Source organism: Novosphingobium kunmingense (assembly GCF_002813245.1).
In the GTDB taxonomy this organism is placed as follows: Bacteria; Pseudomonadota; Alphaproteobacteria; order Sphingomonadales; family Sphingomonadaceae; genus Novosphingobium; species Novosphingobium kunmingense.
In genome coordinates this window covers 395,373-408,773 of the sequence record NZ_PHUF01000003.1, presented here as the reverse complement: position 1 = coordinate 408,773, position 13,401 = coordinate 395,373, and the positions used below count along the sequence as shown (strand labels likewise).

At 64.4% G+C, this 13,401-nt stretch carries 16 protein-coding genes; 5 read left to right on the top strand and 11 right to left on the bottom strand.

Going from position 1 to position 13,401, the window contains the following annotated elements:
* Window positions 1–23: 23 nt before the first annotated feature.
* The 4 genes from B0I00_RS08005 to B0I00_RS07990 form a co-directional block, all read right to left on the bottom strand.
* Window positions 24–431 (bottom strand): hypothetical protein, encoded by a 408-nt coding sequence (locus B0I00_RS08005; RefSeq protein ID WP_100866856.1) that lies wholly within the window; start codon window positions 429–431, stop codon window positions 24–26.
* A 335-nt stretch (window positions 432–766) separates the two neighbouring features.
* Window positions 767–1,081 carry a hypothetical protein gene (locus tag B0I00_RS08000; RefSeq protein ID WP_100866855.1) on the bottom strand — a complete coding sequence of 105 codons (315 nt, stop codon included), beginning with the start codon at window positions 1,079–1,081 and terminating at the stop codon, window positions 767–769.
* A gap of 19 nt (window positions 1,082–1,100) precedes the next feature.
* On the bottom strand, window positions 1,101–1,412 hold the full coding sequence (locus B0I00_RS07995) for a hypothetical protein (RefSeq protein ID WP_100866854.1): 312 nt from the start codon (window positions 1,410–1,412) through the stop codon (window positions 1,101–1,103).
* A gap of 13 nt (window positions 1,413–1,425) precedes the next feature.
* Complete coding sequence (locus B0I00_RS07990) at window positions 1,426–1,674, bottom strand: hypothetical protein (RefSeq protein ID WP_157812500.1); 249 nt, start codon at window positions 1,672–1,674, stop codon at window positions 1,426–1,428.
* 296 nt (window positions 1,675–1,970) lie between these two features.
* Between B0I00_RS07990 and B0I00_RS07985 the strand changes: the two genes are divergently transcribed.
* The gene (locus B0I00_RS07985; protein WP_100866852.1) at window positions 1,971–2,240 is read left to right on the top strand and encodes a GlsB/YeaQ/YmgE family stress response membrane protein; all 270 of its coding nucleotides are present in this window, start codon (window positions 1,971–1,973) and stop codon (window positions 2,238–2,240) included.
* A 130-nt stretch (window positions 2,241–2,370) separates the two neighbouring features.
* Window positions 2,371–2,985, top strand: a complete 615-nt coding sequence (locus B0I00_RS07980; protein ID WP_100866851.1) for a superoxide dismutase — start codon at window positions 2,371–2,373, stop codon at window positions 2,983–2,985.
* A gap of 57 nt (window positions 2,986–3,042) precedes the next feature.
* Here the strand turns inward: B0I00_RS07980 and B0I00_RS07975 are convergent, their stop codons facing one another.
* Together B0I00_RS07975 and B0I00_RS07970 are read right to left on the bottom strand one after the other, a co-directional pair.
* Complete coding sequence (locus tag B0I00_RS07975; RefSeq protein ID WP_100866850.1) at window positions 3,043–3,594, bottom strand: sigma-70 family RNA polymerase sigma factor; 552 nt, start codon at window positions 3,592–3,594, stop codon at window positions 3,043–3,045.
* The gene (locus B0I00_RS07970; protein ID WP_232730165.1) at window positions 3,587–3,733 is read right to left on the bottom strand and encodes a NepR family anti-sigma factor; all 147 of its coding nucleotides are present in this window, start codon (window positions 3,731–3,733) and stop codon (window positions 3,587–3,589) included. The genes B0I00_RS07975 and B0I00_RS07970 overlap by 8 nt, the downstream gene beginning before the upstream one ends.
* 220 nt (window positions 3,734–3,953) lie before the next feature.
* Here B0I00_RS07970 and B0I00_RS07965 point away from each other — a divergent pair, with 220 nt between their 5' ends.
* Window positions 3,954–5,630: a CHASE domain-containing protein gene (locus tag B0I00_RS07965; RefSeq protein ID WP_100866848.1), complete on the top strand. Its 1,677-nt coding sequence runs from the start codon at window positions 3,954–3,956 to the stop codon at window positions 5,628–5,630.
* Between the two features lie 46 nt (window positions 5,631–5,676).
* Here B0I00_RS07965 and B0I00_RS07960 read toward each other — a convergent pair whose 3' ends face one another.
* Window positions 5,677–6,477, bottom strand: a complete 801-nt coding sequence (locus B0I00_RS07960) for a response regulator (RefSeq protein ID WP_100866847.1) — start codon at window positions 6,475–6,477, stop codon at window positions 5,677–5,679.
* Between the two features lie 456 nt (window positions 6,478–6,933).
* Here B0I00_RS07960 and B0I00_RS07955 point away from each other — a divergent pair, with 456 nt between their 5' ends.
* Window positions 6,934–7,560, top strand: a complete 627-nt coding sequence (locus B0I00_RS07955) for a sigma-70 family RNA polymerase sigma factor (RefSeq protein ID WP_100867159.1) — start codon at window positions 6,934–6,936, stop codon at window positions 7,558–7,560.
* 27 nt (window positions 7,561–7,587) lie between these two features.
* Window positions 7,588–7,971: a response regulator gene (locus B0I00_RS07950; protein ID WP_100866846.1), complete on the top strand. Its 384-nt coding sequence runs from the start codon at window positions 7,588–7,590 to the stop codon at window positions 7,969–7,971.
* A gap of 15 nt (window positions 7,972–7,986) precedes the next feature.
* Here the strand turns inward: B0I00_RS07950 and B0I00_RS07945 are convergent, their stop codons facing one another.
* The 4 genes from B0I00_RS07945 to B0I00_RS07930 form a co-directional block, all read right to left on the bottom strand.
* The gene (locus tag B0I00_RS07945; protein ID WP_100866845.1) at window positions 7,987–9,258 is read right to left on the bottom strand and encodes a TetR/AcrR family transcriptional regulator; all 1,272 of its coding nucleotides are present in this window, start codon (window positions 9,256–9,258) and stop codon (window positions 7,987–7,989) included.
* Between the two features lie 50 nt (window positions 9,259–9,308).
* On the bottom strand, window positions 9,309–11,120 hold the full coding sequence (locus B0I00_RS07940; protein ID WP_100866844.1) for a flavin-containing monooxygenase: 1,812 nt from the start codon (window positions 11,118–11,120) through the stop codon (window positions 9,309–9,311).
* Window positions 11,113–12,372, bottom strand: coding sequence for a 3-hydroxyacyl-CoA dehydrogenase (locus B0I00_RS07935; RefSeq protein WP_100866843.1), 1,260 nt, complete (start codon window positions 12,370–12,372; stop codon window positions 11,113–11,115). The genes B0I00_RS07940 and B0I00_RS07935 overlap by 8 nt, the downstream gene beginning before the upstream one ends.
* Window positions 12,373–12,447: 75 nt before the next feature.
* Complete coding sequence (locus B0I00_RS07930) at window positions 12,448–13,212, bottom strand: SDR family NAD(P)-dependent oxidoreductase (RefSeq protein WP_100866842.1); 765 nt, start codon at window positions 13,210–13,212, stop codon at window positions 12,448–12,450.
* Window positions 13,213–13,401 lie beyond the last annotated feature (189 nt).

Genomic DNA, 13,401 nt, shown 5'->3' with positions numbered 1-13,401 from the left:
GTGCTGGCTTGCAAAGGTTAATTTTAGCTCTTCAGGACAGCCTCAGCCGCAAGTCGGGCAAGCTTTTCCGCGTCTGCGATCGCCAGGGGCCGGTCCATGACCTCGATCAGGAACGGCTCAACCACAATCTGCCGATCGTCCCGTAGTCCGCGAACGGCCACCTCGATCGCGGATGCGCGCGGACGGGTGAGCGTGACTAGCAGCCGGTCAATCCCGTTTCGCCCCTTCAGCGCGGCCTTGAATGCGGGATCGAAAGCATCGCAAAGGCGTGCAGAGGCCCGATCGTGCTTTCCGCCAAGTCCAATCCGGCAATCGATGACGATGGGCCCGGGATCTGCCGCCGACCCAGCGCGAGCATCGGCAAGCGAGACCGGAGCGAGGCAGAGCCCCAAGGCGGTCGCGACCGTCGTCGAAAGGCGTTCACAGGCCATGGGCGCTGGTCATTACGGTCGCTCCGCTTTCCGTTCGATGAACGCCAGGCAGCAAAAGATCGTGCAATTTCGCGACCTTGCGCGGTCCAGAGAAAAATCAGCACGATGCTGCAAACTTTTTCCGCTTTTCGGGAACTGGCAGCCGACTTGTGGTTTCTACTAGTAACACCAGCTGGCGATCCCCCTCCCCCCGAACCCAGCCGGCGGTGCCTTTTCGAGGCCTCCTGCACCAACGTGCCGGAGGCCTCAATTTTTTACAGCCCTCGAAGTCGGCCTGGAAGGTACAAAAAAACGCCCGACCGTTGGCCGGGCGTTTTCCTAACTCTATGCGCAACTCAGTTGGGCGAGGCGGAGCTTTCAGCCTGCAATGCCATGAGCGTATCGGAGACCCGACGAGCCTCGCTGGCCAGCCTCGCTTCAGCCTCTGCCCGGATCGGATCCGATGCGCTCATGCCCTCGGCCTCGGCCGCTAGCTGGGCGTCGACTTCGTCCTTCCATTGTCGCAGCAAGGATTCACGGGTCGCGCGGTCAAGCTCGACATCGTCAGCCAGATCCTCTGGGCTGGTATAATGGCGCCGCGGATCGGGCGCACGATCAACCGAGGCGTCGGACTTGATGCTGTCGGCTGGACTGAATTGGGCCTGGGCCATGTCTCGTTCCTCTCGTGGATCAGGCTGCGGCCGCTGCCGGAGCCGCCTTGGCGCGGCCGGTGCGCGATTTCGATGCCGTGCGCTTGGCCGCAGGGGCCTTGCGATGCGAGGTTGTCCGCGATGCTGGCTTGCGCTTCGTGGCGGCGCCATCCTTGGTTAAATAACGATAGGCGGCGCCGGCTGCGACGACGGCAAGGGCCGCGGGGACCGAGCGCATGGCCCAGCGTACGGCCAGCGCCGAAGCGCCCGAGCGCAGCAGCGGGTTGGGCGTAATGCGGGCGATCGTCTCGGCGATATGGCCGGACAGCAGGAGTGACGAGAGCGACTTCATGGGGGTCTCCGGATCAGCGGGTTTCGGATAGCGCGAGGAGGCGCTTTGGGGTCTTGGCGCGGGCGGCCGTATGGATACGGCACTGCGCGGTTACGACCGGATAGTCGGCGCGCAGCGATGCGTCGGACTGGAGCGCGGCTTCCTGCCGCTTTTCGCATTCGGCCCGGGTCTCATAGGTCTGCACAGGCGCTTCGAGCCGCGTGCAGCCGTCGCCGGCATCGGTGCAGCCGAGCAGGATCAGGGCAAAAAGCGGTCCGGCCATGAAAACCTCCTGGGTATCGACGGTTTCGGAAATGGGCATCGCAGCGCGAGGTCCTGCCCTTAACAACACTGCGACCTCGAAAGCGTTCCCGCATGCGCGGCGCGCAGCGCAAGGCTCCTCGCACGCACGCGCGCGTTACGTGCAGGTTCCCTTCTCCTTGCATGACGCGCTCAGCAGCGCAGGCCCGGAACGGGTGCTCAACGATTCAATTTGTTCGGCAAAGGCGTCAGTTTGGAACCTTTGTTGTCCTGGCCAGTTTTGATGGACAGGAACAAGCAGGCAAAGGACTTCGCAAAATGGGACTTATCATTCTCCTCATCGTCGGCGGCATCATCGGTTGGCTCGCCAGCATGGTGATGCGCACGGACGGCCAGCAGGGCATCATCCTCAACGTCGTCGTCGGCATCGTTGGCGCGCTGATTGCCGGCTTCCTCGTCACCCCGCTCATCGGCGGAGCTCCGATCACCAGCGGTTCGTTCGACGTCATGTCGCTGGTCTCGTCGTTCATCGGCGCGGTCATCCTGCTGGCGGTCGTTAATCTCTTCCGTCGCGGTTCGGTCCGCTAAGTCTTCAAAGCCTTCCGGGCGCTCCCCGCAGCGCCCGGAACCGGAACAGGCCTGGGGGCGGTCAGCATTAGGCTGCCGCCCCCAAGTCATGTCCGCATGTCGTTTCTCTCAATCCCTCCGGAGTTCATTCATGCCGATTGCACTGACCCCCCTGCCCTACGCCAAGGACGCGCTTGCTCCGGCCATTTCGGCCGCCACGCTGGAGCTACACCACGGCAAGCACCACAAGGGTTACGTCGACAAGACCAATGCCGCGATCGAGGGCACCGACCTTACCGATGCCGGCCTTAACGACATCGTCAAGGCGGCCGCCGAAAAAGACGATGCCAAGCTGTTCAACCAGGCCGCTCAGGCGTGGAATCATGGATTCTACTGGCACAGTCTGAGCCCCGAAAGCGGCAAGCCGGGTGCCGACTTGGCGGCTGCCATCGAGAAGTCGTTCGGGTCGCACGATGACATGCTCGAAAAGCTTTCAGCCGAGGCAGAAGGCCATTTCGCATCGGGCTGGGCGTGGCTATTGGCAGACGGCGAGAGCCTGAGCGTGGCCACCACCCACGATGCTGGCTGCCCCCTGACCGATGCGAAGGGCCGTCCGCTGCTGGTTATCGACGTGTGGGAACACGCCTACTATCTCGATCGCAAGAACGACCGGAAGGCATACCTCACCGCGGCGCTGGGCATTCTCAACTGGGCTTTCGCCGACGCGAATTTCGCAAGCAAGCATCCCTGGACCTATCCCGGCTAAGCAACGCAGCCCCCGGCTGGATCCACCGGCCGGGGCTGCACCCCGGGAAGGCAACAGTCAGGCCGGGCTGTAGGCGACGCTTTCCCCCGCCGGTTCGAGGATCGTGTGGAGTTGTGCCCGACCGCGAGCGACCCGGCTCTTCATTGTCCCGATCGGCACGCCGCAGATCGATGCGGCTTCCTCATACGAAAAGCCGCCTGCTCCGACCAGCAACAACGCCTCGCGCCGCTCATCCGGCAACTTGTCGAGCGCGCGCTGCAGATCGCTCATGTGCACGCCCTCTTCCTGCGTTGCCCGCGCTACCAGAGTGGTTTCGGCCACTTCGGGATCCAGCTGGGTTTGCCTGCGGTTCTTGCGCAGGTCGTTGAGAAAGTGGTTGCGCATGATCGTGAAGGTCCAGGCCTTCATCGAGGTGCCGGGCGAAAAGCTGTCCCGCGCCGTCCATGCGCGCATGACCGTTTCCTGCACCAGATCGTCGGCCTGCTCGGGCCGTCCGCACAGGCCGCGCGCAAAGGCGCGCATGTGTGGAAGCAGGGCCAGCAGGTCGTTGCGGAACTCGTCCTGGTCATCGTGATCGCTGGAGCGGCGCTGCTGCGTGCGATCAGTCATCGCCGGCCTGATCGAGCTTCTTGAGCAGATCGTCGAAGCTGTCAGGCAGGGGTTCGCTAACAACGCTGTCGTAAAGATTGCGCAACCCCTGCGCCCAGCCGGGCGGACGCGCCCCAGGCTGCTGCGAACCTCCGCCCACGCTGCGTTTGCGAACGGGATCAGGCTTGCGGTCTGTCAACATTAACTCCACGAGGCGTCGCGCCTCCTTAGCACCGTTGCGGGGAAATTGCGCGTACGCAATGATCTAAGGGGGAACAATCTCCGACACCTATGGTTCCGAAACGAGGGGGGACGCACCCGCATCCCTGAACATTTTATTGCAACAGCGAAATCGATCCGATTTCTGTTAGGTCAGGTGAATGGAGCAGCGGCTCGAAAAGCGGATTGAGCGAACGGCATGGTTTATCCGCTATCCTCGCGGATTGCCCTTCGCCCTGTTCGCGCTGGGCATGATCATCACCCTCCTGTCGATTTTCAACATCGAGATGAACGATGCTGAATCGCGCCGACTTGAACTCGACCGCGATACGACGGCGCTGGCCAGCGAATTGCGCCGCAAGGCAAACGAGAACATTGCCTATCTCAACGCCGCGGCATCCGTGCTGTCAGTCAGCGGCGAGATCGACGACCGCGAGTTCACGCAGTTCGTCAGCGCGATGAGCGCCGAGAACGAAACCAAGGGCACTCTGGGCATGGGCTGGGCGGAATGGGCCAGGGCCGATCAGTTGCCCCGGCTCGACGCGCGGCTAAGGGCAAGCTACCCGCGCGACGAGCCCGCCGTCCGCCCCCGCCCTGCCGACATCAAGCAGATGATGGCGGTCATCGTGCTGATCGAACCGCAGACACTCGGCAACAAGCGCGCGCTGGGCTTCGACATGGCGTCCGAGTCCGTTCGCCGGGCCGCGCTGCTCAAGGCATCGGGCACGGGACGACCGACCGTGACCAGCCGGGTGCATTTGATCCAGGACGCCGACAATCCGAACAGTTCGGGCGTGCTGATCTACGTCCCGGTGTTCGGTCGCGACGCGCGCGGTCGCCTGCTGCGCGACCGGTTGCGCGGGTTCGTCTATGCTCCGATCCGGGTGCAGGAGTTCCTCGAATCGGTCGAGATGCGGCTCTATGACGGCACCGCGACGATCGCGCTCTATGACGGTCCCCCGACGCCCGAGAACCTGATGGCGAAGACCGATCGACCGTTCGACGAACGCGCGCGGATCGAACGCAATGTCATGTTCGGCGATCGCACCTGGACCCTCGTTGCTACGTCGAACGCGCGTCCGGGCCTGACGCTGGTATCGTTCAGCGTGCTGGTTGCCGGGACGCTGGTCAGCCTGCTTCTGATGGCCATTGCCAACCTGATCATTGGCCGCGCCTCGGAAGATCGCGAGGTGCTTGAATCGCTCGCCCGGCAGGAAGCGATCCGCAATTCGCTGACCCGCGAACTCAATCACCGGGTCAAGAACACCCTGGCCAACGTCCTATCGATCGTTGCTTTGACGCGGCGGCGCTCGCAGAGCCTCGACGATTTCGCGGAAAGCCTGAACGGCCGATTACGCGCCCTATCGGCTACGCACGACCTGCTTTCGCAGAGAGACTGGAAGGACGCGCCAGTGCGCGAGGTGGTGATCGCCGAACTTGCACCCTATCTCGATATCGCCGATTCCCACGTCGAAGTCGCCGGACCCGATACGGCGCTTGGTCCGAACGATGCGATGTCGCTCGGCCTTGCCTTGCACGAACTGGCCACCAATGCCGCCAAGTACGGCGCGTTGAGCACGCCGCAGGGCCGCGTCTCGATCACCTGGCGGCTGCTCAGCCCCGAATTGTGCGAGCTGTCGTGGCGCGAAGAGGGCGGCCCCCCCGTGACGACACCGAGCCGCCGCGGGTTCGGTCTCGATCTTATCGAGAAGATCGTCAGCCACGAACTGCGTTCGCCGGTTGACCTGAGCTTCGGTGAAAAGGGCGTGACCTGTGTGCTGAAGGTGCCCGTCCGCACGCTGAGCGAGTTCTCGCTGCGCGGTGGCGGCCAGGCCTGATGTGGGCTGTGGTGCAGCCGGGCGGGGCCCGGCTGCGCCGGCCGGATCAGCCGATCCGAACTGTCGAGTTGAAGAATAGCGCCTGACTGATCGCTGCGCGCAGCGTGTCTTCGCGGAACGGCTTGGTGACCAGGTATGTGGGCTCGGGGCGCTCCCCCGTCAGCAGCCGTTCGGGATAGGCGGTTACGAAGACCACCGGCACAGAAGCCATCTTGAGAATGTCCTCGACCGCGTCGATCCCGCTGCTCTGATCGGCGAGCTGGATGTCGGCCAGCACCAGGCCGGGCGCTGTGCGGGTGAAGGCCTCGACCGCCTGGGTGCGGGTAGAGGCGGTTGCCACCACGGCGTGACCGAGATCGCTGACCAGTGCTTCGAGCTGCATCGCGATGAGTGGCTCGTCCTCGATGATCAGCACTTCTGTTGCGGTTTCGTCGTCGATTTCCGCAACGGCCCGTGCCACGAGGGCGGCGACTTCGCTGGCCTCGAGGCCGAGAATCTCGCCGGCTTCGCGCTCGGTGAACTCTTCCACGGTCGTCAACAGAAGGGCCTGGCGGTGTTCGGGCGGAATGCGGTCGAGCCGCGCCTGGGCGGTCGCCTCGGCGCCGCCGATGTCGCTCGGCTCGCCCTGGTGGGCCAGCTCGACATGGCCGAGCGACCAGATGCGGGTGAAGGCACGATACAAGGCTACGCGGCCTTCGCCGATTTCCTGGCGCAGCTCGTTGTCGGCAATGGCGGCCTCCAGCAGTTCGCGCACATAGGCGTCACCGGAATGCTGACTGCCGGTAAGTGCGCGCGCGTAGCGGCGGAGCAGGGGCAGCCTTTCAGCAAGCGCTTGTCTGAAGTCCATTGGTATGTCTCGCTAGATGGGACGGCGCTGTGCCGTCGGCATGGGAAAGGGTAAGGCTTCGCCAGGCAAAGAGCAACCGCTGACGGCGTAAGCCGTCGCGGCCACCGGACGGGCAAGCTGATTTGTGGGAGGCAGGGGACGCAGAAAGACGGAACGACGCGCGCAGGCAGGGGCAGGCCGCTGATCGAAGGCGCAGTTCATCGGTAAAGGCCGTGTCCCTCTGTCCACTGTGTCCTCGTAAACATGCATTGGCCGGGGTTGTTCCGGCCTGCCACGCAAAAACAGCCGCTTGAAGACCAGAAAAATTGGCGACCGAAGTCGCTGTAAACCAAGTTCAAATGCAGAAATGTGCGAAGCGGAGCACACTTTCTCGGGAACCCACCACGTTTGGCCGGTGTTCCAGCACCAACCTTATCGCAATCTAGGTGTTCATTCGTGCTCGACAACAAATCTGACATGACCGCGACCGCCGACAACCATGAAGCGCTTGACGATGCGACCTTCAAGGCGTCGCTTGCCGCCGTAACGCCGCATCTACGCGCCTTTGCTCGCACGCTGTCGGGATGCCGCGAACGGGCTGACGACCTTGCGCAGGAAACCTTGCTCAAGGCGTGGTCGGCGCGCGCCAGCTACCGCGCCGGCACGAACTTCAAGGCCTGGACTTTCACCATCCTGCGCAACCACTTCTACAGCGAGGCCCGCCGCGCGCGATTCACCGGTGAATACGATCAGGACATGGCGGAGCGCACGCTTCGCACCTTCGGCAACCAGGAGGATTCGCTCGAACTGGCGGACGTTGCACGCGCCCTGCAGACCTTGCCGGCCACTCACCGCGACGCGCTGATCCTGGTCGCGATCGGCGACCTGTCGTACGATGCGATTGCCGAAGTCTGCGGCATTGCGCTCGGCACCGTGAAGAGCCGGATCTGCCGCGCGCGCGCCATGCTGGCATCGGTGCTGGAAAGCGGCCAGCTACCCGACGCCCGACACGATTTCGTCATGGAAGGCGACGCCATCGATCTGATGTTCGAGGAATTGCGCCGTGTTTCGAACAACAACAGCGCCCAACGCGTGGCGGCGTGAAAGATTGCAGGGGCTAGGTAGTCGATCATGCCAGGGGTACTTATCGTCGAGGACGAGTTTCTCGTCGCGCTCGACCTTGAAGACATCATCGTGCAGGCCGGCCATCAACTGGTCGGCGTGGTGGCCGATCGCCGCGGGATCGAGGGCATCCAGGAGGGACCCTCGGTCGCCTTGGTCGATCTGAACCTGCGCGACGGCCCGACCGGTCCTGAAATCGCCCGCCGGCTTGCCGAGCAGTTCGGCACGCGCATCATCTTCGTGACTGCCAATCCCGACCAGATAAATCACCCGCCGGCCACGGCACTCGGCTATATCCGCAAGCCGTTCAACCCGGTGGACATCGTCGAAGCCGTGGCGCTGGCATCAGGGAAGGCAGCGGCGCGTCCCAAGGGACTGCATCAGTTGCATTGACCCGGCCGCAGCCAGTCAGCTGTCGAGCACCCGGTCGTCGAACAGGCCGTTGGCCAGAGTCGACGCATAGATCGCGATCGCCCGGTCCCGCGGTTGCCGCGCGGCCCAACTCGTGAGGTCGTAGGCCGCGTTGAGCGTGGAAAGGATCAACTGGCTGGCGATCAGCGGATCGGTCACGTTGATCGTTCCGTCGCGAGCCCCGTCCACCAAGGCTCCGTTGAATCGCAGTGCGATCCGGTTGGAACGGCGCACGACCTCAATCCGCAGATCTTCGGGTAGCGCCTGCAGCGCGGTAGTCCGGGTCAGAGGCCAGTCGGCGCGGAACTGGATGTCGAGCAGTGACGCAATCCCCTGAGACAGGCGATCCCATTCGGTGCCGCCAGCCTGTTGGGCGAGCCACTGCACCACGGCTACCCGCTTGTAGCTCTGCCGGAAGCATTCGAGGACGAGATCGTCCTTGGCGTCGAGGTGGTGGTAAAAGCTGCCCTTGGTGACATTGAGCTGTTCGACGATGCGCAGCACCGAGGCGCCGCGATAACCGCTTTCGTTGATCAGCCGGGTCGCCACCCGCAGGAAGTTCTCTGACGCCTGGTCGCGCGGCGGCATGGCGTCGCGCACCTCGTCCTCGGTGATCAGGCGGGGCCTCCACGTTGCCCCCGGCGGCGCCAGTCCCTCTTCCAGGATCGAAACGAGGCGTCGTCCGACGCGCCCGAAATCGTTGATCGCATAGTCGGCCAGCCAGACCGGGAGCCAGAACACGATCTCGAGCAGCATGTGGGCGCGCGCCGTGCACAGTTCTCGCAGCCCTTCGTCCTCGAACGGTTTCCAGAACGACCGGACGGCATCGAACACCTCGCGATAGCGGTCCAGCAGTGGCTGCCGCACGTCTTCGTCGAGGGTGCGGATGTCGGACAGGACGACCAGCGGCTTTTCCGCACCGCGCAGCACCTTGGCACGCAGTTCGATGTGAAGCCGAATGAAGCGCGCGACGCGGGCGCGGGCGTCGGGTTCGCGCGCAGCTTCGGTAACCATGGCCTTCAACCGGTCGAGCGACTGTTCGAACACCGCGGCGGCAAGCAATTCCTTGCGGCGGAAGTAGTAGGTCACGCTTGTCGTGTTGAGGCCGACCGCGGCGGCCACATCCTGCAGCGTCGCGCCGCGCACGCCGTGCTGGTTGATCAGCGTGGTCGCGGCATCGAGGATCGCTTCTCGCTTCTGCTCGAACCGCGCACGGCTACGCGGCTTGCGCAAGTCGGCCTTGTCGACGATGGCCTGTTCGATCCCCATCGCCGGTTCCTATACCAGCCGCGCGCGGAAGCCTAGCTTCGTGGGCCGCGCTACTCGATCACCATGCCCGGCAGACTTCCCTCGTCGCGCCAGTCGGCGATCACCCGGAAGAAGGCATCGGAGCCTTTGCCATAGGACGCAAAGCTTGCCGCCAGAGGGCTGAGCTGCCCTTCGCCGTTGTAATAGCCCGGGGTGCATTCCTCGAGAAACTTCCGCCGGTCCAGCACGGCGCCGAGAATCTCCTGCGTCCAGGCCTCTTCCGCCTCTTCGGTCGGCTCGATCCGCGTCGCCTGCCGTCCCATCGCCTTGGCGATGATGTGGACGGCGTGGTTGCTCTGTTCGGCAAGGGCGTGGGGATAGTTCGCGGTGAAGCCCGACTGGATCACCGAGAAGATGAAGCAGTTGGGAAAGCCGTTGGCTGTCATGCCGTGGAGAGTTTTGGCGCCCCCGGCCCACTTTTCCTCCAGCGTCCGCCCGCCGACGCCGCGGATGTCATAGCCCGCCCGCCGGGCATAGCTGGTCCCGACTTCGAATCCGGTGGCGAAGATCAGGCAATCGAGCTTGTATTCCCGGCCGTTGGCGACGACGCCGTCCGCGGTAATCTGCTCGACGCCCTTGCCGTCGGTGTCGACCAGGGTGACGTTAGGCCGGTTGAAAGTGGCCAGATAGTCGTCGTGGAAGCAGGGGCGCTTGCAGAACTGGTTGTACCACGGCTTGAGACGGTCCGCGGTGTCCTTGTCCGCGATCACACTGTCGACGCGGGCGCGGATCGATTCCATCTTCCTGAAATCGGCGAGCTGGACCAGTTCGGCCGGATCGGCAGCGCCGTCCTTCCTGGCGCGCATCTGCGCCACCAGCCCGAGGTTCCGGATAATGTCGGTCCACCCGTCGTTGACCAGGTCTTCCTCGGCCCAGCCGCCGGAAACCAGCGTGTTGAAATTGCTCATCCGATGCCGGTGCCAGCCGGGGTTGAGCGAGGCGGCCCAGTCGGGATCGGTCGGCCGGTCGCCGCGCACGTCGATCGAGGACGGCGTGCGCTGGAAGACGTAGAGCTGCTTGGCTGCCGCGCCAAGGTGCGGGACGCACTGAACCGCCGTGGCGCCCGTGCCGATGATGCCCACCACCTTGTCGCCCAGCCGGTCCAGCCCACCGTTCTGATCGCCGCCCGTATAGGCGTAGTCCCAGCGGCTGGTGTGGAAGGTGTGGCCCTCGAAGCTTTCGATCCCGGGGATGCCAGGCAGCTTGGGCCGATGGAGCGGGCCGTTGGCCATGATCACGAAGCGCGCGCGCAGCGCATCGCCGCGGTTGGTCGACACGGTCCAGCGGCGGTCTGCCTCGTCCCAGGCCATGTCGGTGACCTCGGTCTGCAAAAGAGCGCCATCGTGAAGCCTGAAATGATCGGCAATCCGCTGCGAATAGGCGCGGATCTCGGGGCCCTGCGAATACTTGCGCTCGGGAATGAAGCCCGTTTCCTCGAGCAGCGGGAGGTAGACATAGCTCTCGATGTCGCAGGCAGCGCCGGGATAGCGGTTCCAGTACCAGGTCCCGCCGAATTCGCCGCCCTTCTCGATGATGCGGAAATCGTCGATGCCGGCCTCGCGCAGCCGCGCACCCGCGAGAAGGCCGCCGAACCCGCCGCCGATCACCACCACGTCGACTTCGTCGCTGAGCGGCGCGCGGTCCACCGGCGTCTCGATATAGGGATCGTCGAGGAAGTGGGCGAACTTGCCCGCCATCTCGAGGTACTGGTCGTTGCCCTCGGCCCGCAGGCGCTTGTCGCGTTCGGCGAGGTACTTGGCCTTGAGCGCTCCGGGATCGAAGCCGAGCCCGCCCTCGGCGCTATCCACTACGGTGTCAGTCATTGAATGTCCCTCCGGAACGGGCCTTGGCCCTCAGATAGGGCGATACGTCGAGGCCGCGGCGTTCAAGCCCCGACACGATCTCGTTCAGTCCGACATGATCGGCCCAGAACATCGGGCCGCCGGTCCAGGCCGGCCAGCCATAGCCGTTGAGCCAGACCGTATCGATGTCGCCCGCGCGTTGCGCCATCTTCTCGTCGAGGATCTTCGCGCCCTCGTTGATCATCGGGTAGAGCAGCCGCTCGCGGATCTCGTCCTTGCCGATCGTCCGCTGGGCCGTGCCCTGCTTCGCCGCAAAGTCGGCGATGATCGCCTTGACCTCGGCCGACGGGGTGCGGTTGCGGTTCTCGTCGTAGTCGTAATACCCCTTCCCGGTCTTCTGGCCCCAGCGTCCCGCCGCGCAAAGCGCCTCGCGGACGGTTTCGATCCGGGCAGGATCGCGGTGCCAGCCGATGTCGAGCCCGGCGAGATCGCTCATCTGGAACGGCCCCATCGGGAAGCCGAAATCCAGCAGCACGTCGTCGATGTCGTCATAAGCCGCGCCTTCCATCAGCATGGCCTGGGCCTGGGCCTGACGCAGGCTGAGCATGCGGTTGCCGATGAAGCCGGGACAGACGCCCGAGACCACCGGGATCTTGCCGATCCGCGGCGCCAGCGCCATCACCGTTGCCAGTTGCGCCTGGCCGGTCCCGGCACCGCGCACAACTTCCAGCAGCTTCATGATGTTGGCAGGCGAGAAGAAGTGCATGCCAAGGACAGCCTCGGGCCGCGCGGTGACGGCGGCCATCTCGTCGATATTCAGGTAGCTGGTGTTTGACGCCAGGATCGCCCCCGGTTTGGCGATCGCGTCCAGCCGGGCGAAGATGTCCTTCTTGAGGTCCATGTTCTCATAGACCGCTTCGATCACGAGGTCGCAGGCGGCGAGGTCGCCGAAGGCGACGCTTGGCGTCAGGAGGCCCATCGCCGAGTCGACCTCGGCTTCGCTCATCCGCCCGCGCTTGACCGCGTTGGCGTAATTGCGGCGCATGGTCGCCACGCCCTTGTCGAGCGCTTCCTGCTCGCGCTCGACGATGGTCACCGGGATCCCGGCGGTCAGGAAGTTCATCGTAATCCCCCCGCCCATGGTGCCGGCACCCAGCACACCGACGCGCTCGATGGGGAGTAGCGCCGTGCCGGGTGCGATGTCATCGACCACCCCTGCTGCGGCCCGTGCTGCTTCGATGTGTTCCTTGGCTCCGGGCAGCGGTTGCGACATGGTTCGGTCCTCCTCAGGCGGCTCGGTCGATACCGGTGACGATCGCCACCTTCCCCGAACGGTCGGCCCCGCGGTTCATATCGTGCTGCCCCCGTCGACGACGATCATCTGTCCATTGACGTAGCGCCCGGCCCTCGACGCCAGGAACACGCCAGCGCCGGCCAGTTCTTCCGGCTCGCCCATCCGGCGCATCGGGTGGCTCTCGTTGAAGCGTTTCTCGGCCTCGGGATTGTCCCACAGCGCGCGGGCGAAATCGGTGCGGATCAGCCCTGGCGCGATCGCGTTGACGTTGATGTTGTGCTGCCCGACCTCGACCGCCAGGTTGCGGACAAGCTGGAGATCCGCAGCTTTCGAAATGCAGTAGGCACCGATCGTCGTCGATCCGCGCAGCCCGCCGATCGAGGAGACGACGATGATCGAACCGTCGCGCCGCGCGATCATGCCGGGCAGACACATCTGGATCAGCCAGTGGTTCGACAGCACGTTGTTGTCGAGGATCTTGCGGAACTGGTCGTCGCTTATCCCGCTCATCGGCCCGTAATAGGGGTTTGACGCCGCGTTGCAGACCAGCACGTCGATCGGGCCGACCTCGGCCTCGGTGCGATCGACCAGGTCCTGAAGCGCCGACTTCGACGAAATGCTGGCGGCGATCGCGGTCGCGGTGCATGCCCCGTGCTTCGCATTGATTGCGGCGGCAACGGCGTCGCAGGCATCCTGCTTGCGACTGGAAATGACGACGCGCGCGCCTTGGTCGGCCATGGCCTCGGCCATCGCCCGGCCGATGCCCCGCGACGATCCGGTGATGACGGCAACCTTTCCGCCAAGATCGAACAAGCTCATGCGCCCGACTCCGGCGAAGGTTCGGGTCGGATGGTGGGGACCGAAATCGCCTTGAAACAAGGGTCCGTCCTTCCGCTGCGCACCATCGCCGCCTCTACTCCCAAATGGCCCGCCCTTGCGATACCGTATATTCGAAATTAGGCATCAACGAGCCGATGAGTCAACGACGACATGCCGGTCATGCGGGTC

Excerpts from the sequence above, each read along its gene's own strand:
- B0I00_RS07930 (WP_100866842.1), bottom strand. The coding sequence starts at position 13,212 with ATGAGCTTGTTCGATCTTGGCGGAAAGGTTGCCGTCATCACCGGATCG.
- B0I00_RS07985 (WP_100866852.1), top strand. The coding sequence starts at position 1,971 with ATGGGACTTATCATTCTCCTCATCGTCGGCGGCATCATCGGTTGGCTC.
- B0I00_RS07960 (WP_100866847.1), bottom strand. The coding sequence starts at position 6,477 with ATGGACTTCAGACAAGCGCTTGCTGAAAGGCTGCCCCTGCTCCGCCGC.
- B0I00_RS07950 (WP_100866846.1), top strand. The coding sequence starts at position 7,588 with ATGCCAGGGGTACTTATCGTCGAGGACGAGTTTCTCGTCGCGCTCGAC.
- B0I00_RS07935 (WP_100866843.1), bottom strand. The coding sequence starts at position 12,372 with ATGTCGCAACCGCTGCCCGGAGCCAAGGAACACATCGAAGCAGCACGG.
- B0I00_RS07995 (WP_100866854.1), bottom strand. The coding sequence starts at position 1,412 with ATGAAGTCGCTCTCGTCACTCCTGCTGTCCGGCCATATCGCCGAGACG.
- B0I00_RS07975 (WP_100866850.1), bottom strand. The coding sequence starts at position 3,594 with ATGACTGATCGCACGCAGCAGCGCCGCTCCAGCGATCACGATGACCAG.
- B0I00_RS07980 (WP_100866851.1), top strand. The coding sequence starts at position 2,371 with ATGCCGATTGCACTGACCCCCCTGCCCTACGCCAAGGACGCGCTTGCT.
- B0I00_RS08000 (WP_100866855.1), bottom strand. The coding sequence starts at position 1,081 with ATGGCCCAGGCCCAATTCAGTCCAGCCGACAGCATCAAGTCCGACGCC.
- B0I00_RS07965 (WP_100866848.1), top strand. The coding sequence starts at position 3,954 with ATGGAGCAGCGGCTCGAAAAGCGGATTGAGCGAACGGCATGGTTTATC.
- B0I00_RS07955 (WP_100867159.1), top strand. The coding sequence starts at position 6,934 with ATGACCGCGACCGCCGACAACCATGAAGCGCTTGACGATGCGACCTTC.
- B0I00_RS07990 (WP_157812500.1), bottom strand. The coding sequence starts at position 1,674 with ATGGCCGGACCGCTTTTTGCCCTGATCCTGCTCGGCTGCACCGATGCC.
- B0I00_RS07945 (WP_100866845.1), bottom strand. The coding sequence starts at position 9,258 with ATGGGGATCGAACAGGCCATCGTCGACAAGGCCGACTTGCGCAAGCCG.
- B0I00_RS08005 (WP_100866856.1), bottom strand. The coding sequence starts at position 431 with ATGGCCTGTGAACGCCTTTCGACGACGGTCGCGACCGCCTTGGGGCTC.
- B0I00_RS07940 (WP_100866844.1), bottom strand. The coding sequence starts at position 11,120 with ATGACTGACACCGTAGTGGATAGCGCCGAGGGCGGGCTCGGCTTCGAT.